Source organism: Streptomyces sp. NPDC045955, from assembly GCF_056430805.1.
In genome coordinates this window covers 176,426-194,022 of sequence record NZ_JBWKKY010000010.1, presented here as the reverse complement: position 1 = coordinate 194,022, position 17,597 = coordinate 176,426, and the positions used below count along the sequence as shown (strand labels likewise).

Annotated in this window: 17 protein-coding genes; 10 read left to right on the top strand and 7 right to left on the bottom strand. The window is 71.9% G+C overall.

Translation table 11 applies throughout. The features are described 5' to 3' along the window. The first annotated feature begins 177 nt into the window (after positions 1 to 177). From leuC to AC07F0_RS22305, 4 genes are all read left to right on the top strand, one after another. On the top strand, positions 178 to 1,608 hold the full coding sequence (gene leuC, locus AC07F0_RS22320) for a 3-isopropylmalate dehydratase large subunit (RefSeq protein ID WP_478981238.1): 1,431 nt from the start codon (positions 178 to 180) through the stop codon (positions 1,606 to 1,608). 5 nt (positions 1,609 to 1,613) lie between these two features. Continuing rightward, complete coding sequence (leuD, locus tag AC07F0_RS22315; RefSeq protein ID WP_059421950.1) at positions 1,614 to 2,207, top strand: 3-isopropylmalate dehydratase small subunit; 594 nt, start codon at positions 1,614 to 1,616, stop codon at positions 2,205 to 2,207. Between the two features lie 276 nt (positions 2,208 to 2,483). Then, positions 2,484 to 2,714 (top strand): SCO5555 family protein, encoded by a 231-nt coding sequence (locus AC07F0_RS22310; protein ID WP_356925915.1) that lies wholly within the window; start codon positions 2,484 to 2,486, stop codon positions 2,712 to 2,714. Between the two features lie 136 nt (positions 2,715 to 2,850). Beyond that, positions 2,851 to 3,489: an HU family DNA-binding protein gene (locus AC07F0_RS22305; protein WP_059421949.1), complete on the top strand. Its 639-nt coding sequence runs from the start codon at positions 2,851 to 2,853 to the stop codon at positions 3,487 to 3,489. A 78-nt stretch (positions 3,490 to 3,567) separates the two neighbouring features. Here the strand turns inward: AC07F0_RS22305 and AC07F0_RS22300 are convergent, their stop codons facing one another. Together AC07F0_RS22300 and cofC are read right to left on the bottom strand one after the other, a co-directional pair. Next, positions 3,568 to 3,771 (bottom strand): hypothetical protein, encoded by a 204-nt coding sequence (locus AC07F0_RS22300; RefSeq protein WP_010044574.1) that lies wholly within the window; start codon positions 3,769 to 3,771, stop codon positions 3,568 to 3,570. A 9-nt stretch (positions 3,772 to 3,780) separates the two neighbouring features. Next, positions 3,781 to 4,419, bottom strand: coding sequence for a 2-phospho-L-lactate guanylyltransferase (cofC, locus tag AC07F0_RS22295; RefSeq protein ID WP_478981236.1), 639 nt, complete (start codon positions 4,417 to 4,419; stop codon positions 3,781 to 3,783). 158 nt (positions 4,420 to 4,577) lie between these two features. Here cofC and AC07F0_RS22290 point away from each other — a divergent pair, with 158 nt between their 5' ends. The 3 genes from AC07F0_RS22290 to AC07F0_RS22280 are packed head-to-tail and all read left to right on the top strand — an operon-like array spanning position 4,578 to position 7,623. After that, positions 4,578 to 5,399, top strand: coding sequence for a lysophospholipid acyltransferase family protein (locus AC07F0_RS22290; protein WP_436726420.1), 822 nt, complete (start codon positions 4,578 to 4,580; stop codon positions 5,397 to 5,399). Continuing rightward, positions 5,396 to 6,406 carry an NAD(P)H-dependent glycerol-3-phosphate dehydrogenase gene (locus tag AC07F0_RS22285; protein ID WP_436726419.1) on the top strand — a complete coding sequence of 337 codons (1,011 nt, stop codon included), beginning with the start codon at positions 5,396 to 5,398 and terminating at the stop codon, positions 6,404 to 6,406. Before AC07F0_RS22290 ends, AC07F0_RS22285 begins: the two co-directional genes overlap by 4 nt. A 59-nt stretch (positions 6,407 to 6,465) precedes the next feature. After that, positions 6,466 to 7,623: a D-alanine--D-alanine ligase family protein gene (locus AC07F0_RS22280; protein ID WP_436726418.1), complete on the top strand. Its 1,158-nt coding sequence runs from the start codon at positions 6,466 to 6,468 to the stop codon at positions 7,621 to 7,623. Positions 7,624 to 7,652: 29 nt separating this feature from the next. Here AC07F0_RS22280 and AC07F0_RS22275 read toward each other — a convergent pair whose 3' ends face one another. Then, on the bottom strand, positions 7,653 to 8,174 hold the full coding sequence (locus AC07F0_RS22275; protein WP_478981234.1) for a DUF3515 domain-containing protein: 522 nt from the start codon (positions 8,172 to 8,174) through the stop codon (positions 7,653 to 7,655). 20 nt (positions 8,175 to 8,194) lie between these two features. Beyond that, complete coding sequence (locus AC07F0_RS22270) at positions 8,195 to 8,428, bottom strand: Lrp/AsnC family transcriptional regulator (protein WP_003997603.1); 234 nt, start codon at positions 8,426 to 8,428, stop codon at positions 8,195 to 8,197. Positions 8,429 to 8,634: 206 nt separating this feature from the next. Here AC07F0_RS22270 and AC07F0_RS22265 point away from each other — a divergent pair, with 206 nt between their 5' ends. Further along, entirely contained in the window at positions 8,635 to 9,600 is a 966-nt protein-coding gene (locus tag AC07F0_RS22265; RefSeq protein WP_307177682.1) for a thiamine-phosphate kinase, read from the top strand. Next, entirely contained in the window at positions 9,597 to 10,388 is a 792-nt protein-coding gene (thiD, locus tag AC07F0_RS22260) for a bifunctional hydroxymethylpyrimidine kinase/phosphomethylpyrimidine kinase (protein ID WP_478981232.1), read from the top strand. The genes AC07F0_RS22265 and thiD overlap by 4 nt, the downstream gene beginning before the upstream one ends. 108 nt (positions 10,389 to 10,496) lie before the next feature. Here thiD and rpmB read toward each other — a convergent pair whose 3' ends face one another. After that, positions 10,497 to 10,682 carry a 50S ribosomal protein L28 gene (gene rpmB, locus AC07F0_RS22255; RefSeq protein ID WP_003993230.1) on the bottom strand — a complete coding sequence of 62 codons (186 nt, stop codon included), beginning with the start codon at positions 10,680 to 10,682 and terminating at the stop codon, positions 10,497 to 10,499. 248 nt (positions 10,683 to 10,930) lie between these two features. On the opposite strand from rpmB, the gene AC07F0_RS22250 reads away from it, so the two are divergent. Further along, positions 10,931 to 12,634: a DAK2 domain-containing protein gene (locus tag AC07F0_RS22250; protein WP_478981230.1), complete on the top strand. Its 1,704-nt coding sequence runs from the start codon at positions 10,931 to 10,933 to the stop codon at positions 12,632 to 12,634. A gap of 26 nt (positions 12,635 to 12,660) precedes the next feature. Here the strand turns inward: AC07F0_RS22250 and AC07F0_RS22245 are convergent, their stop codons facing one another. Together AC07F0_RS22245 and AC07F0_RS22240 are read right to left on the bottom strand one after the other, a co-directional pair. Further along, positions 12,661 to 15,651 (bottom strand): tetratricopeptide repeat protein, encoded by a 2,991-nt coding sequence (locus AC07F0_RS22245; RefSeq protein WP_478981228.1) that lies wholly within the window; start codon positions 15,649 to 15,651, stop codon positions 12,661 to 12,663. Beyond that, complete coding sequence (locus AC07F0_RS22240) at positions 15,648 to 17,486, bottom strand: HSP90 family protein (protein ID WP_478981422.1); 1,839 nt, start codon at positions 17,484 to 17,486, stop codon at positions 15,648 to 15,650. The genes AC07F0_RS22245 and AC07F0_RS22240 overlap by 4 nt, the downstream gene beginning before the upstream one ends. Positions 17,487 to 17,597: the final 111 nt, after the last annotated feature.

Sequence of the window (17,597 nt, the reverse complement as noted above, 5' to 3'; positions counted from 1 at the left end):
CTCTGTGAAACGCAAGTTCAAATTCTCGTGGAACCCGCCACTCTGGAAGACACGAAGTCACAGCGGCCCGTGACGTACGGGCCTGGCGGCGGTTGCCCGGAAACGCAGGGGCGCGGGCCCGCCTCCTCAAGATCTCTAGTTGGGCCGGCGGACCGTCGTCGGCCGGAGGGAACAGCGATGGGTAGGACACTCGCGGAGAAAGTCTGGGACGACCATGTCGTCCGGCGCGCGGAGGGCGAGCCCGACCTTCTCTTCATCGATCTGCACCTGCTGCACGAGGTGACCAGCCCGCAGGCCTTCGACGGCCTGCGCAAGAGCGGCCGCAAGGTCCGGCGCCTCGACCTCACCATCGCGACCGAGGACCACAACACCCCCACCCTCGACATCGACAAGCCGATCGCGGACCCGGTCTCCCGGATCCAGCTGGAGACGCTGCGCAAGAACGCCGCCGACTTCGGCGTGCGGCTGCACCCGCTGGGCGACGTCGAGCAGGGCGTCGTGCACGTGGTCGGCCCGCAGCTGGGCCTGACCCAGCCCGGCATGACCGTCGTCTGCGGCGACTCCCACACCTCCACGCACGGCGCCTTCGGCGCGCTGGCGTTCGGCATCGGCACCTCCCAGGTGGAGCACGTGCTGGCCACCCAGACGCTGCCGATGTCCCGCCCGAAGACCATGGCGATCACGGTCAACGGCGAACTGCCCGACGGCGTCACCGCCAAGGACCTGATCCTGGCGATCATCGCCCGGATCGGCACCGGCGGCGGCCAGGGCTACGTCCTGGAGTACCGCGGCGAGGCCATCGAGAAGCTCTCGATGGAAGCGCGCATGACCATCTGCAACATGTCGATCGAGGCCGGCGCCCGCGCGGGCATGATCGCCCCGGACGAGACCACCTTCGCGTACCTCAAAGGCCGCCCGCACGCCCCCGAGGGTGCTGACTGGGACGCGGCCGTCGCGTACTGGAAGACGCTCAGGACGGACGAGGACGCCGAGTTCGACGCCGAGGTCGTCATCGACGCCACCGAACTGTCGCCGTTCGTCACCTGGGGCACCAACCCCGGCCAGGGCGCGCCGCTTTCGGCGTCCGTCCCCGACCCTGCTTCGTACGAAGACGCATCGGAGCGCTACGCCGCCGAAAAGGCCCTGGAATACATGGGGTTGGAGGCCGGCCAGCCGCTGCGCTCCATCAAGGTGGACACCGTCTTCGTAGGCTCCTGCACCAACGGCCGCATCGAGGACCTGCGCGCCGCGGCCGAGCTGATCAAGGGCCGCAAAGTCGCCGACGGCGTACGGATGCTGGTCGTCCCGGGCTCCGCGCGGGTCGGCCTCCAGGCCGTCTCCGAGGGTCTGGACGTGGTCTTCAAGGAGGCCGGCGCCGAGTGGCGGCACGCGGGCTGTTCGATGTGCCTGGGCATGAACCCCGACCAGCTGGCCCCGGGTGAGCGCTCCGCGTCCACGTCCAACCGCAACTTCGAGGGCCGGCAGGGCAAGGGCGGCCGGACGCACCTGGTGTCGCCGCAGGTCGCGGCCGCCACCGCCGTCCTGGGTCACCTGGCCTCCCCGGCCGACCTGTCCGCCGCCGACACCCGTACGCCCGCTGGAGTCTGAGAACCATGGAAGCCTTCACCACCCACACCGGCCGGGCCGTCCCGCTGCGCCGCAGCAACGTCGACACCGACCAGATCATCCCCGCCCACTGGCTCAAGAAGGTCACGCGCGACGGGTTCGAGGACGGGCTGTTCGAGGCCTGGCGCAAGGACGCGTCGTTCGTGCTCAACCAGCCCGAGCGGCAGGGCGCGACCGTCCTGGTCGCCGGCCCCGACTTCGGTACCGGCTCCTCGCGTGAGCACGCCGTCTGGGCGCTGCAGAACTTCGGCTTCAAGGCCGTGATCTCCTCCCGCTTCGCCGACATCTTCCGCGGCAACTCGCTCAAGAACGGCCTGCTCACGGTCGTCCTGGAGCAGAAGATCGTGGACGCGCTGTGGGAGCTCACCGAGAAGGACCCGCAGGCCGAGATCACCGTCGACCTGGTCGCCCGCGAGGTCCGCGCCGAGGGCATCACCGCCTCCTTCGAGCTGGACGAGAACGCCCGCTGGCGGCTGCTGAACGGCCTCGACGACATCTCGATCACCCTGCAGAACGAGGCGGACATCGCCGCGTACGAGGCGAAGCGCCCGTCGTTCAAGCCGCGGACGCTCCCGGTCTGATCCGGAGCACGATCCGCCGCCCCTGAACAAGGCGACTTTCGGCCACCGCAACACCCCTCTGTACCCCCGATCAGCCCGATCGGGGGTACAGCCGTTTCTGCACCCGAACGGCCCTGCCTCGGTTGAGCCGGGCACTCAACTTCCCACGTTATGCCGGTGGTTGTTGGGGTACGCGAGTGGTACAGCCGTGACCTCCGTGTGCGCCCGGAAGGCCGTTTGAGGCGGTAGTTGTCCCCTGCGCAGGCGACAACTCGCCCCAGATGGCACAATCTGTGCATGGAACACGACGGCCAACTCGAGCTCTATGCGGCAGTCGCGGACCAACTCAAGGAAGCGCACGCAAAAGTGCGCGCACTGCAAGTCCCGGAGGGCGTACGGATGGCGCTGACCCGGAAGCTGCTGGTCATTACGGCCGCGGCCAAGCACGATCTCGCCGACGCGGCAAGGCGGCTGGATCGGTTCACCGCGGACCTCGACGAGGGACGTCTCCCCGACGAGGAACGCTGAACCGGACAACACCGCCGAGTTCGTTGCGGCACAAGGGTGATAAGCCCGTTTCGTGTTTGATTTGCGGTATATATCTGCCTAACGTGCGAAAAAGCTTGAACACTTTCGTTCTGGCGATGTCTCCGAAGGGGAAGACGTGAACAAGGCGCAGCTCGTAGAAGCGATTGCCGACAAGATGGGCGGCCGACAGCAGGCCGCCGATGCTGTCGACCATGTACTGGACGCCATCGTCCGCGCGGTCGTCGCTGGTGAGAGGGTTTCCGTCACCGGCTTCGGTTCCTTCGAGAAGGTCGACCGTCCGGCCCGCTACGCCCGTAACCCCCAGACGGGCGAGCGGGTTCGGGTCAAGAAGACCTCCGTTCCGCGCTTCCGCGCGGGCCAGGGCTTCAAGGACCTGGTCAGCGGCTCGAAGAAGCTGCCGCGTGGCGGCGAGGTCTCCGTCAAGAAGGCGCCCAAGGGCAGCCTGACCGGCGGCGCCGGTGCGACGGTCAAGAAGGCCGCCGCGAAGAAGGCGACCGCCAAGACCGCCGCCGCGAAGAAGACCACGGCGAAGAAGGCCCCGGCGAAGAAGGCCACCACCAAGACGGCGGCCGCGAAGAAGACCACGGCGAAGAAGGCCCCGGCCAAGAAGACCACGACGGCCAAGACCACCGCCGCGAAGAAGACCACCGCCAAGAAGGCACCGGCGAAGAAGGCGACCGCCAAGAAGGCGCCCGCCAAGAAGTCGACGGCGCGCAAGACCACCGCGAAGAAGACCACCGCCCGCAAGAAGTAAGGGCGCTGGGCACTCACGCGCCGGGCCGGACTCCGTACGGAGTCCGGCCCGCGGTGTGTTCAGGAGTGGGCAGGGGGTTCAGAGGGTCTGGAGGGTCACCAGAGTGATCCGCAGGTCCTCCTTCGCGCCCTCCACCTCGATCCGCACCCGCTGTCCCGGACGCAGCAGCCTCAGGCCGCCCGCGTCGAACGCCGCCGCGTCGAAGGGCACCGGGGTGCCGTCGTCCAGCAGCACCTGCCCGCTGCGGCTTTCGGGGTCGTACGTGTACGCGGTCGCCTGCATGGCCGCAGCCTACTGCCCGGGTATCAGCAACCGCGCGGCGGCCGCGGCCGTATGAGGGCCGACCCCCAGGGCCAGCGCGGTGCGCAGGTCGTCGCCGGTGTCCACGTCCTGGCGTACGGAATCCACGGCGGCGAGGGACAGTTCCACCGCCCCGGACGCTCGGTGCCGGGCGCGGGAATCGATACCGAATGCCGGGAACAATCGCCGGCCGGGGGTGGCGGCCAGCAGGGTCGTACCGATTGCGGCCGCGTCCGGGAGAAAAGCGCGCGGGAATTCAGCGGCGGCATCGAGTACCTGGGCCAATTCCGGCGGACGCAGTGCCGGCAGGTCGGCGTTCAGCGCGGCCACCGGGCTTTCGGGACGTGCGGCCCGGACGGCCCCCGCCGCGTGTGCGAGGGCGGCGTTGAGGCCGCTTCCCGGCTCGTCGGGGATGATCGCCGCCCCCAGTGCGGCCAGCTCGCGGCCGGCCCGGGCGTCGTCCGTGACGACTGCCACATCCCGCACCGCCGGGCAGGCCAGTGCGGCCGCCACCGTGTCCTGGGCGAAGGCCAGCGCCAGGTCCGGCCGCAGCCCGTCGTCCGCGGTGTCCGCGAGTCTGCTCTTGGCCTGGGCCAGGGGCTTCAGGGGTACGACCAAGGTCCACTGCACAGGTGTTCCGTCCCTCTCTTGTCGCGGTCATTGTCACCCGGGGCCGCCGGTGCCCGGCGTGTCGGGGCGTACGGTGTTCTCGACAGACCGGCGGCCTGGGGCGACACTTGTGCGGCCCCCCGTGGCCCCCGCTTCAGGCCCTAGAGGAAGGTGTCCGCGTGCCCCGCCGCAGAATCGGCTTCTGGTACCGCTTCGCCGCGGTGATCTGCAAACCGCCGCTGGTGGTTCTGCTCAGGCGGGACTGGCGCGGAATGGAGCACATTCCGGCCGAGGGTGGATTTATCACCGCGGTGAATCACAATTCGCACATCGACCCCTTCGCTTACGCGCACTTTCAGTACAACACCGGGCGCGTCCCGCGATTCCTCGCGAAGAGCGGGCTTTTCAAGAAGGGATTCGTCGGCGCCGCGATGCGGGGCACCGGGCAGATCCCCGTCTACCGCGAGAGCACGGACGCCCTGAGCGCCTTCCGGGCCGCTATCGACGCCGTGGACCGCGGGGAATGCGTAGCCTTCTATCCCGAGGGCACCCTCACGCGCGACCCGGCGGGCTGGCCCATGACCGGCAAGACCGGGGCCGCGCGCGTCGCCCTGCAGACCAAGTGCCCGGTGATCCCCGTCGCCCAGTGGGGCTGCAACGAGTTGCTGCCGCCGTACGCGAAGAAGCCGCACCTCCTGCCGCGCAAGACGCACCGCGTGCTCGCCGGGCCGCCGGTGGACCTCACGCGGTTCTACGACCGGGAGATGACCGCGGACCTCCTGAAGGAGGCCACGGAGGTCATCATGGCCGCCATCACCCGCCAGCTGGAGGAGATCCGCGGCGAGAAGGCGCCCGAGACGCCCTACGACCCGCGCCGGGAGCGGATCGAACAGCGGCGCCGCACCCAGGCGCAGACACAGCGGGGCGGGCAGCAGGCGGCATCGCCGGTGCAGTCGGCGTCCTCGGCACAGTCGGCAACGGAAGAGGGGCTGGGCAAGTGAGCAAGCCGGTCAAGGCGGCGGTCCTGAGCGCCGGTTCGTGGGGCACGGCCTTCGGAATGGTGCTCGCCGACGCCGGGTGCGAGGTCACCCTGTGGGGGCGCCGCCCGGAGGTGGTGGAGGCGATCAACTCCACCCGCACCAACCCCGACTACTTCCCGGGCGTCGAGCTCCCGGAGAACGTCCGGGCCACCACGGATCCCGCGGAAGCCGCCGCGGACGCCGACTTCACGGTCCTCTCGGTCCCCTCGCAGACCCTGCGCGGCAACCTCGCCGACTGGGCGCCGCTGCTGGCCCCCGGCACGGTCCTGGTGTCCCTGATGAAGGGCGTCGAACTCGGCTCCGCGATGCGGATGAGCGAGGTCATCGACGATGTCGCCAAGGTCGGCCCGGACCGCATCGCGGTGGTGACCGGGCCCAACCTGGCCCGCGAGATCGCCGCGCGGATGCCGGCCGCCGCCGTGGTCGCCTGCACCGACGAGGCGGTCGCCCAGCGGCTCCAGGCCGCCTGCCACACGCCGTACTTCCGTCCGTACACCAACACCGACGTCGTCGGCTGTGAACTCGGCGGCGCGGTCAAGAACGTCATCGGCCTGGCCGTCGGCATCGCGGACGGCATGGGCCTCGGCGACAACGCCAAGGGCTCGCTCATCACCCGCGGCCTCGCCGAGACCACCCGGCTCGGCATGGCGCTCGGCGCCGACCCGCTGACCTTCTCCGGACTCGCGGGCCTGGGCGACCTGGTGGCCACCTGCTCCTCGCCGCTGTCCCGCAACCACACCTTCGGCACCAACCTCGGCAAGGGCATGACCCTCCAGGAGACCATCGCGGTCACCAAGCAGACCGCCGAGGGCGTCAAGTCCTGCGAGTCGGTGCTGGATCTGGCCCGCCGGCACGGCGTCGACATGCCCATCACGGAGACGGTCGTCGGCATCGTGCACGAGGGCAAGCCTCCGGTGGTGGCTCTCAAGGAGCTGATGTCGCGCAGCGCGAAGCCGGAACGACGCTGAGCGACGCAGCTTCGCGGGCGCTGTATCCCGGCCTTACCAACGGGTACTCTCAACGCGATATGAGCACCGAGAACCTCCCCCAGAGCCCCGAGCAGCCGCCTCGCAAGCCGCGTGTGGCCGTCGTGTTCGGCGGGCGCAGCTCCGAACACGGGATCTCCGTGGTCACGGCCGGCGCCGTCCTCAAGGCCATCGACCGGACGAAGTACGACGTCCTTCCGATCGGCATCACTCAGGACGGCCGTTGGGCGCTCACGGCGGACGAACCGGAGCGGATGGCGATCGTCGACCGGCGCCAGCCGAGCGTCGACCTGCTCGCCGAGTCCGCCGAGGGCGGAGTCATCCTCCCCGTCGACCCGGCCAGCCGCGAAGTCGTCTACAGCGAGCCGGGATCGGTCCCCAAGGCGCTCGGCGAGGTCGACGTGGTCTTCCCGGTGCTGCACGGCCCCTACGGCGAGGACGGCACCCTCCAGGGCCTCCTGGAGCTCTCCGGCGTCCCGTACGTCGGTTCGGGTGTGCTCGCCTCGGCCGTCGGCCAGGACAAGGAGTACATGAAGCGGGTGTTCACCTCGTTCGGGCTGAAGGTGGGTCCGTACCTGGTGATCAGGCCCCGCGAGTGGCAGCAGGACGAGCCGGGCGCCCGCAAGAAGATCGTCGACTTCGCGGGCGAGCACGGCTGGCCGCTGTTCGTGAAGCCCGCGCGTGCCGGTTCGTCGATCGGCATCACCAAGGTCGACGACCTCTCCGGCCTGGACGAGGCGATCGCCGAGGCCCAGCGGCACGACCCGAAGATCCTCGTGGAGGCCGCGCTGCGGGGCCGCGAGATCGAGTGCGGCGTCCTGGAGTTCGAGGACGGCCCCCGGGCCTCCGCCCCCGCCGAGATCCCCTCGCCCGAGGCACACGCGTACTACGACTTCGAGGCCAAGTACATCGACTCGACGCCGGGGATCGTGCCGGCGCCCCTGACGCCGGAGGAGACGGCTCAGGTGCAGCGCCTGGCGGTCGACGCCTTCGAGGCGGCGTCCTGCGAGGGCCTGGTCCGCGCGGACTTCTTCCTCACCGAGGACGGCGAGTTCGTGATCAACGAGATCAACACGATGCCCGGCTTCACGCCCATCTCGATGTACCCGCAGATGTGGCAGGCGAGCGGGGTGAGCTACCCGGAGCTGGTGGACCGTCTGGTGCAGGCGGCACTTCGCCGTTCCACGGGCCTGCGCTAGGCCGGCCCAGGACGACCCGCACGGCACGCTCAGGAGGCGATCCCCTCGGGGATCGCCTTTTTCACAGCAGGAGCCAGATCGATGAGAACCCCCGAGCTGTCCACACCCTCCGGCACGGCCACCTCGACGTAGACCTCACGGTTCGCCGAGGTGAACCGGTACCCCCCGTCGTTCTGCTTCTCCATCAGCCAGTCGACCCCGTTCACACCGCCGGCGACCGCGTCCGGATCCTGTCCGGACGCCACCTTCGGATCGACCATCTCGGGCGGCTGCGGCACACCGCAGCGAAGTATGATCGCCGGGCTGCCCCAGCCCGCCGTCAGCGCCGACGTGGGCTCGGGATCCTCGCGACGCTCTCCGTCCACCTTCGTGGGCAGTACCTTGTCCAGGTTCCGGCACAGTTCCGTGGCCTTCGCGTCCGGACTGGGAACCGCCGCCGACGCGCTGTCGTCTGCCGAGGAGCAGCCCGCGGCAGTGATCAACAGCGCGAGAGCGGGCAGGCGGAAGAAAACACGGAACACAGAACGGTGCCGGTGACGGAAAGAGTTCACCGGCACAGGGTAGACGGGGGCTACAGATGGACGACCGGGCAGGTCAGAGTGCGGGTGATGCCGTCCACTTGCTGGACCTTGGCGACCACCATGCGTCCGAGGTCGTCGACGGTGTCGGCCTGGGCCCGCACGATCACGTCGTAGGGTCCTGTGACGTCCTCGGCCTGGATGACCCCAGGAATCTTGCTGATCGTCTCTGCGACGGTCGACGCCTTGCCGACCTCCGTCTGGATCAGGATGTACGCCTGTACCACGGAACCTCCAGGGCGGCCACGAGGATCATGTGGGGAAAAGGAACGCCACGGTATCGCGTCGCCGCTCGCCGCGGGGAGACCTGCGGGGACCGGGTCTTGCGCGCCGGGGTGCAGGTCCGCCAGAACTTGACGGTCACTTCGACCGTAGCGAGGACCGAGAGGCCTCGCGACCGGGCACGGACAGGGACAGAAGGGGAGAAAGGGCAATGAAGGGCACTGTTGGTGAGCTCGGGGAGTTCGGGCTCATCAGGGAGCTCACCTCCCGTCTGACCACCACCCCGGCGGTCCGGGTCGGCCCCGGCGACGACGCCGCCGTGGTGGCCGCGCCCGACCGCCGGGTCGTGGCCAGTACGGACATCCTGGTGGAGGGCCGGCACTTCCGCCGGGACTGGTCGACGGCCTACGACGTGGGCCGCAAGGCGGCGGCGCAGAACCTCGCCGACATCGCCGCCATGGGCGCCGTACCGACGGCGCTGCTGCTCGGTCTGGTCGTTCCGGCCGAGCTGCCGGTGACGTGGGCGAGCGAGCTGATGGACGGCCTGCGCGACGAATGCCAGGTGGCCGGCGCGGCCGTGGTCGGTGGTGACGTCGTGCGCGGCGACTCGATCATGGTGTCGATCACCGCGCTTGGCGATCTGCGCAACCAGGAGCCGGTGACGCGGGCGGGCGCACAGCCCGGCGACCTCGTCGCGGTGACCGGCTGGCTGGGCTGGTCGGCGGCCGGGTACGCGGTGCTGTCGCGCGGGTTCCGTTCGCCGCGCGCCTTCGTGGAGGCCCACCGGCGGCCCGAGCCGCCGTACCACGCGGGTCCGGCCGCCGCCGGGCTCGGGGCGACCGCCATGTGCGACGTGAGCGACGGGCTGATCGCCGACCTCGGGCACATCGCCGAGGCCAGCAAGGTGCGGATCGACATCCGCTCCGGGGCGATCGACATCCCCTCCCAGATGAACGACATCGGGCAGGCCGTCGGCGTCGACCCCATGCAGTGGGTGCTGACCGGGGGAGAGGACCACGCGATCGTGGCGACCTTCCCGCCGGACGTGAAGCTGCCCGCCCGCTGGAAGGTCATCGGCGAGGTCCTCAACCCCTCGGCGCTGCCCCAGGTGACGGTCGACGGGGCGCCGTGGACCAGCAAGGGCGGCTGGGACCACTTCGGGGACATGGAGTCATGATTCCCCACGTCCTCACGGTGGCGGGCTCCGACTCGGGCGGCGGCGCCGGCATCCAGGCAGACCTGAAGACGATGCTCGCCCTCGGCGTGCACGGCATGAGCGTCCTCACGGCGGTGACCGCGCAGAACTCCCTCGGCGTGCAGGGTGCTTGGGAGCTGCCCGTGGAGGCGGTGCGGGCCCAGTACCGCAGTGTCGTCGAGGACATCGGCGTCCAGGCGGTCAAGACCGGGATGCTGGCCTCCGCCGAACTCGTGGAGACGGTCGCCGAGTTGATCGCGGGCACGGACGCCCCGGCGGTCGTCGACCCGGTGGGAGTCTCCAAGCACGGCGACTCCCTGCTCGCCACGTCCGCACTGGACTCCGTCCGTACGAAGCTGCTGCCGGTGGCCACGGTCGCCACTCCGAACCTCGACGAGGTGGCCCAGCTGACGGGCGTCCGCGTCGAGTCGGAGGAGCAGCTGCGGCGGGCCGCGGCGGCCGTGCTCGGCTACGGGCCGCGGTGGGTGCTGATCAAGGGCGGCCACCTGTCCGGAGACGCCGTGGACCTGCTCACGGACGGCTCCGAGGAGCACTGGCTGCGGGCGCCGCGCCACGACAACCGGCACACCCACGGCACGGGCTGCACGCTGGCCTCCGCGATCGCGTCACAGCTGGCGAAGGGGGACTCGGTGCCGGAGGCGGTGGCGGCGGCCAAGGAGTACGTCACCGGGGCGATCGCGGCCGGGTTCGCGCTCGGCGGGGGCATCGGGCCGGTGGATCACGGCTGGCGGTTCCGGGCCGGTTCCTGAAGATCGAGACACGGCGTTCCTGGACATCAGGACACGGCAAAGAGCCGGTCCACCCGAGGTGGACCGGCTCTGTAAGCGAACCAGCAGTGGCCGCGCGCTAGCTGAGCGTCAGCGCGAGACCTTGCCGGCCTTGATGCACGAGGTGCAAGCGTTCACGCGCTTCGGCGTCCCGCCCACCACGGTACGCACACGCTGGATGTTCGGGTTCCAGCGACGGGACGTACGGCGGTGCGAGTGCGAGATGTTGTTGCCGAAGCCCGGCCCCTTGCCGCAGACGTCGCAGTTGGCAGCCACGGGTCACTCCAAAGACTTCAGATGCACTTACGGTTGATCCCGGCATGCCGGGATCCGGATCAGAGGATCTGAGTGGCGCTGCCAGGGGAATGGCCCGATGTGGATCGGGCAACCGGAGCAGCATACAACGACTGCGCCCGTGCAATGAAACTACCATGGTCGGCCCACGCCCCCTCCCGGCCCACTTCCGGTGGGCACGGCCCCGGGGTCTACGCTGCGTGCCACGTCCAGCAGCTCAGGGAGGCGTGGTGGCGCAGGTGCCGCAGACATTCTTCGATGCTCTCGCGGTGCGCACCTGGTGCGGTCTCGCACTCGAGACGCTGGGGCGGGCGCGTGAGGAGATCGACGCGATCAACGTCTACCCCGTGGCGGACGGGGACACCGGCACGAATCTGTATCTGACCGTGGAGTCCGCCGTCGCGGCGGTCGAGGCCGTGTTCGCCGGGCATGCGGCGAGGTCGGGCCCCGAGGGGCCGACGCTGGCCGACGCGGTCCGGGCCATGGCGCACGGGGCGCTCATCGGGGCCCGTGGGAACTCCGGGACGATCCTCGCCCAGCTGCTGCGCGGCATGTCCCAGGTGCTGGCCGACCACGAGACCGGGCACGCCGACGGCGAGATCGCGCACGCCGGCGGCCAGGGCCTGCGGCTGGCCCTGCGGCATGCGGCCGACTCCGCCCGGCAGGCCGTGGCCCACCCTGTCGAGGGCACCGTCCTCACGGTCGCCTCGGCCGCCGCCGACGCGGCCTGCGGCGCCGAGGGCGACTGCGGGACGGTGGCCAGGGCGGCTTACGAGGGAGCGCGCGCGGCCCTGGCCGCGACCCCCGGCCAGCTGCCCGTCCTGGAACGCGCCGGAGTGGTCGACGCCGGGGGCCGGGGGCTGGTGGCGGTGCTCGGGGCGCTGGTGGAGACGTTCACGGGGGAGAGGCCGCGGGACCGGGCGGCGACGGTGGCGGGTGCGTCGCGGGCGGGCGAGGACGCGAGCCCGCACGGCGAGTGTGCCGACACCGTCGCCGTGGCAGGCCAGGACGGCCCCGCCTTCGAGGTGATCTACCTCCTGGAGGCCGAGGACACGGCCGTGGCGCGGTTGCGGGAGCGGCTCGACGGGCTCGGGGACTCGCTCGTCGTGGTCGGCGGCGACGGGCTGTGGAACGTCCATGTCCATGTCGACGACGCGGGCGCCGCCGTCGAGGCCGGTATCGAGGCCGGGCGGCCCTACCGCATCCGCATCACGCACTTCGCCGCCGGCGACGTGCACACCACCGGCGCCGAGCGGCCTCCCCGTGAGCGCGCCCAGCGTGCCGTCGTGGCCGTGGTCCCCGGCGAGGGCCTGGCCGGCCTGTACGCCGAGGCCGGGGCGACCACCGTGCTCGCACGCCCCGGGGAGCCGCCCGCGAGCGGCGAGCTCGTGCAGGCCGTACGACGGGCCCACGCGCGCGAGGTCGTGCTGCTGCCCAATGACGCCGAGCTGCGCCACACCGCCGCGGCGGCGGCCGAGCAGGCCCGTACCGAGGGCATCCGGGTGGCTCTCATCCCGACCCGCTCGGCGGTCCAGGGCATCGCGGCGCTGGCCGTGCACGAGCCGGAGCGCCGCTTCGACGAGGACGTGGTGTCGATGACCTCGGCGGCCGGTGCGACCCGCTACGCCGAGGTCACCGTCGCCGAGCGCCAGGCCTGGACGATGGCCGGCATCTGCCAGGCCGGCGACGTCCTCGGCCTGATCGACGGCGATGTGGCCGTGATCGGCTCGGACGTCACGGCCACCGCCCGGACCGTCCTGGACCGCATGCTCGCGGCCGGGGGCGAGATGGTCACCCTGGTGCTCGGCGACGAGGCCCCCGACACCATCGCCGAGCATCTGGAGGGCCGGGTCCGCGAGAGGTACCTCGCCGTCGACACGGTCGTGTACCGGGGCGGGCGGCAGGGGGCCGTGCTGCTCATCGGCGTGGAGTAGGCCGAACAGGGCGGCTGCCGGGTGATTCAGTCCGGGTCCTCCGCCGCGACGCGGAGCATGTGCTCGGCCTCTGCCCGCCGGGCTCGCACCGCCTCGCCGTCATCGTCGTCGTCCATCCCCTCGGGTCCCGTGCCGCCGGAGTCGGTGCCGTCGTAACCGTCGTATGCCGCCAGCACCGCACGCGCGCGTGCCCTCGCGTCGGTGAGACGGCCCAGCTCGATCTCCAGCCACCCCGCGGTGAGTTCGGCGCCGGTGCGGCTGTGCAGGGCGCCGTCCCCGAGCGAGGCGAACACGTCGGCCGATCGCAGCAGTTGGGACAGCGCCTCCTCGAACACGGCCGGGAGCGAACCCTGAGCGTCGCCCTCGGCCGACCGGGCCAGCAGGTCGCCGAACTGGCGGTGGGTGTGGCCGAGTTCGGCGACGAACCGCTGCCGGGACTCCTCGTCGGCCGCCTCGTCCCGCGCGGCCTCGCACTCCCGGACCGCGTCCGCCATGAGCAGGCGTGCCGCCGCGGGGCCGTCCTCCGTGTGCAACGCCAGCCACGCGCGGGCGCGCAGGGCCCGGACCAGCCCGTGGACGTTGCCGAGTTCGCGCCACAGGCCGCCCGCGCGTGCGTAGGCCCGGTCCGCCTCGTCGGCCAGTCCGGCCTGCCCGAGGGACTCCCCGGCCAGGTGGGCGAGGGTCGCGTGGTCGTGCTGTTCGGGCCAGTGCCGGGCGATCTCGGCGGCCTGGAGCCGCCGTTCGGCGGCAGCGCGGTGCTCGCCGAGTTCGCTCAGGCAGTCGCCGAGCCACCACTGCGTCTGCACGACCGCCCCGTCGCCGTGCGTCTCGGCGGTCAGGTCGGGCAGCGCCGACTCCAGGACCTCAGCGGCCTCGGCCCACCGTCCCTGCCGCAGCAAGAACCCGCCGAGCTGCTGCCGGGCCCAGGCGCCCAACGTCGCGCCCTCGCCCGCCTCGTCGGCCCAGTGCGCGGCCTCCAGGGCATGCCGGGCGGCCTCGACGATCTCGCCCCGGCCGCCGGTCAACTCGGCGAGCTGGAGGTGCAGCTGGGCCCGTCCGGGCGCCTCCAGCTGGGCTCCGCCGTGCTCCAGGGCCGCGCGCAGTGCCCGTTCCGCCTCCGCCATGTCGCCGAGGTGGTGGGCCAGGGAGGCCAGCCGGGCCTCGTACTCCACCGCGTACCACGGCAGTCCCGCCGCGACGAACGCCGCCGCGCCCCGCGCGAACAGCCGCGCGGCCGTCTCCAGGTCCCCGCCCAGTCCGGCCAGCTCGGCGAGCATCGCCTGCGCCTCGGCGCCCCGCGCGGCCAGCCGCACGTCTTCCCCGGCCCGCCCTTCGACGAGCGCGACGACTTCCCGGACAGCGGTTTCGGCCTCGCCGAGAACCGCCTCGGGGCCGTCGCGTTCGGCGTCCCCCTCTGCGCGGCCTTCCCCGGCCTCGTGCGCCCGGCGCAGCAGGATCCGGGCCCGTGCCATCAGGACGGACGCCGTCTGCCGTATCCCCGTGTCGCCGGCGGCGTACAGCGCGAGGATCTCGTCGTAGGGGCCGGAGACGGCCGCGAGCGCCGCGTCCACGTCACCCGCGAGAGCACGTACGTACGCAGCACGTGCGCGTGCAGCCAGGGCCTCCCCGGGGTCGCCCGCCGCCGCGTACAGCTCCGCGGCCCGTTCGAAGAGCGCCGTGCCCTGCGGGCCGAGGCCCATCGCCTCGTGGTCGGCGATCTCGGCGCGGTCGCGCGGGTCCAGCTCCACGCCCTGAGCGGCTTCGGCGACGGCCGCCCACGCCTCCACGGCGCCCGGCCGCAGGGCGTCCGACAGCCGCCGCGCCTCGGCCAGCAGGGCGGGCAGGTCCGGCTGCCCGGTCGCGGCGGCCGTGACCACCGGGGAAGCGGGCGCCGGCACCGGCCGCACTGACCGCAGCCCCAGCGGGAGCCGCTCCGCCAGCGGGCGCCGCTCCATCCGCGCGCGTGCCCGCTCGCTGACGTACGTGGTGCCGTTGCGCTCGTCGAAGCGGGCCGCCAGGGCGAGGGCCTCCGCACGCGCGTGCGTGGCCAGTTCCCGGGCGCTCCACGTCCGGCCGGCCGGGCCGGGCACCTGCCGGTCACCCAGTCCCAGCCCGGTCAGACGGTCCATGAGCAGGGCCACCACGCTCATGAACTCCAGCTTGCTCTGCGGCTGCCCTTCGTCCGTGAAATACGCCGGCCGCTGCGCGAGCAGCTCCAGACCGCGGGCCTCGTTGCCGGTCAGCGCGCAGAACTCCACGTGCTCCGCGTACGCGCCGCGCATGCTCTCCATGGCCCGTACGAGCCGGAAGCCCCGCAGATGGTTCGCGCGGGCCTCGTCCAGGCGGCCCAGCCGCAGCAGCGGCACCAGGGACGAGGCGAGGGCCGTGTGCGGCTCGTGGGCGCAGGCGTACTCGCCCTCCAGCACCGGCCGCCACAGCTCCAGGGCCTCGGCGTCCCGGCCCTGCTCCGCCTGCCACCAGCCCTGCCCGTGCAGTTCGCAGGCGTGGCAGTCGGCCATGCTGTCCCGGTCGGCGGCCAGCCACGCGGCATACGCCCGCTCGGCCCGCGGCAGGTCCCCGACATGCGCGGCCACGCTGTGCTCGGCGCTGCGCACGGCCCGCTCGGAGTGCCCGGCGAGCCGGTAGCGGTGCTCCATCTCGCCGAGCCACTTCTCGATCGACGCGAGGGGGATGTGCGGCTGGTCGAGCATGCCGGACGACACCCACTTGAAGACCCAGTGCAGCGAGTGGGTCTCGTACTCGTCGAAGTCCTCGGGCCGCTCGTCCCACATGCGCAGCAGACGCGCGAAGGGGACGAACATCTTCCCTTTCTCGGAGCTGTAGTTGTAGACCTTCAGCTGGTGTCCGAGCGCCTCGATCACGGCGAGCGGGATGTTCAGCTTCTCGGCCGCCGTCAGCAGCTCCTCCGCGCGCGCGTTGCGGGCCGGGCCCTCCGGCTGCTCGGCGTTCTCCGCCATCGCCCGGCGCAGGGCGTCGAAGTCCGTGATCTCACTCATGGCCGACCGTCCTCGCTGTGCGTGGCCCACTCCAGGAGGCCGATGAACGCCCGGTTGAGCAGCGCGGAGTCGGCGGGCCTGAGCGGCCGCTGCGCCATCAGCAGCGCCTGCCCGTACAGCGACTCCGTGGCGGTGCCGATCAGCTCCGGGTCGTGCAGGGAACTGATCCGCCTCACCAGCGGGTTGAGATGGTTGAGCACCAGACGCGCGCGGGGAGCGCTGCCGCGCAGGGAGCCGAGGATGCCCGCCCAGAGGTCGTCGGCCTGCGCCTCGGCGTCCGCCCGGGCCTGTTCGTGCCGGGCGTCGCGGTCGTCGAGGTGCAGCGCGGGCACGGAGAGCGGGTGGAAGGCCCGCAGCACCACATCGCAGCCCAGCGGGTCGAGCCGGGCCCGCGCCGCCGCCAGGAAGCCGGACAGGGCCAGCTCCTCGGCCGGGTCGACCGCGTCCAGATGCGCGGTCACCGTCTCGGCGTCCAGCTCGGCGACCACGGTCCCCGGCCGCACCGACGGCAGCGCCTGAACCAGCTCGCTGTCGTACGTGTAGCCGCCGTTGATCACGCCGATGCCCTGCGCGGACGCGATCGGCGCGACCTGCCGGTACTCCTCGACCGTCCGCGTGAAGTGCACCACCGGGTGCCGCTGCGCGAACTCCTCCAGCGACAGCCGCCCGTCGGTCGTCTCGAAGGGCAGCCACGGCAGCATCGTGCGCAGCATCTCCCGGTCGTGCCGGGCCAGGGACTTCACACCCAGGTGGTGCACCGCCAGGAACGCGGCCAGCCGCTCCGGATCACCGGCGGCCAGACCGGTCAGCCAGGCCCGGATCCGCTCGCCCAGCGCCTCCCGTACGGCGGCCAGCGTCTCGTCCTCGTACAGCGCCTCGCGCGACGCCGTCGGCCGCAGGCTGTCCGTGTCGAGCACGCAGCGCACGAAGAACGCCCAGTCGGGCAGCAGCTGTTCGGCCCGCTCGGTCAGCAGCATGCCCTTGAGATGCACGCGGTGCCCCGCGCGCTGGGCCGGGCTGACCGCCGACGGCAGCACGTACGCCACCCCGCGGACGCCGGCCAGCGGCACGGACAGGTCGATCGTGTCCAGCGGGGTGAAGCCGAACAGCTCGTGGCAGTGCCGGGCGAGGGCGACGCGGCGGGCGGCCGGGCCCGGATACGACCGGTCCCAGGGCGCCGGGAGGTCGGTGACCGGCTCGTCGCCCACCCGGACGTCGTACGGCAGCAGCGACCCGAAGTCCCGGGCCAGCGCCTCGACCCGCTCGGGCGTGAGCCACTCGGCCGCCCCCGCCCGGGCCACCAGATGCACGGTCGTGCCCGGTTCGGGACGCTCGGCGTCGGGAAGCGTCCGCACGGTGTACGAGCCGTCGTCGGACGCCGTCCACTCCACCGGCGGCGCCCCGGGCGTACGGGCGCTGCGGCTGACCACCCGGATCCGCTCGGCGACGACGAAACAGGCCAGCAGGCCGATGCCGAACTGCCCGAGAAACTCGGAACGCGCCTCCTGAAGGCCCTCGGCACGCTTGGAACTGCGCCCGATCGTGGCGAGCAGGTCGTGCACGTCCGCCTCGGTGAGTCCGACACCGGTGTCCTCGACGCGCAGGGCGCCGCCCTCCGCGGTCAGCCGCACCCGGGCCGGAGCGTCGGGTTCCGTCGTGCGCCTGGCGGTGATGGCGTCCACGGCGTTCTGCAGCAGCTCCCGCAGGTACACCTTGGGGCTGGAGTAGAGGTGGTGGGAGAGCAGGTCCACCAGACCACGCAGGTCGACCTGGAACGTATGAGGTGGCTGGGGCGGATGGGATGCCTGGGATGCCTGTGAGGTCTGGGAGTCCATCTTCACGGCGCCGGTGGGGGACTCGCGACGGCGCGGGGTCGGGCGGTCCCGGTGAGGCGGTGACCGCGAAAGAGGGCCGGGAGCGCGTCATCCTAAGGCCCGAACCAGCCG

Bases quoted from the DNA above. Each gene is read 5' to 3' on its own strand.
- leuC (WP_478981238.1), top strand. From the start codon at position 178: ATGGGTAGGACACTCGCGGAGAAAGTCTGGGACGACCATGTCGTCCGG.
- leuD (WP_059421950.1), top strand. From the start codon at position 1,614: ATGGAAGCCTTCACCACCCACACCGGCCGGGCCGTCCCGCTGCGCCGC.
- AC07F0_RS22310 (WP_356925915.1), top strand. From the start codon at position 2,484: ATGGAACACGACGGCCAACTCGAGCTCTATGCGGCAGTCGCGGACCAA.
- AC07F0_RS22300 (WP_010044574.1), bottom strand. From the start codon at position 3,771: ATGCAGGCGACCGCGTACACGTACGACCCCGAAAGCCGCAGCGGGCAG.
- AC07F0_RS22280 (WP_436726418.1), top strand. From the start codon at position 6,466: ATGAGCACCGAGAACCTCCCCCAGAGCCCCGAGCAGCCGCCTCGCAAG.
- AC07F0_RS22265 (WP_307177682.1), top strand. From the start codon at position 8,635: ATGAAGGGCACTGTTGGTGAGCTCGGGGAGTTCGGGCTCATCAGGGAG.
- thiD (WP_478981232.1), top strand. From the start codon at position 9,597: ATGATTCCCCACGTCCTCACGGTGGCGGGCTCCGACTCGGGCGGCGGC.
- AC07F0_RS22245 (WP_478981228.1), bottom strand. From the start codon at position 15,651: ATGAGTGAGATCACGGACTTCGACGCCCTGCGCCGGGCGATGGCGGAG.
- AC07F0_RS22240 (WP_478981422.1), bottom strand. From the start codon at position 17,486: ATGGACTCCCAGACCTCACAGGCATCCCAGGCATCCCATCCGCCCCAG.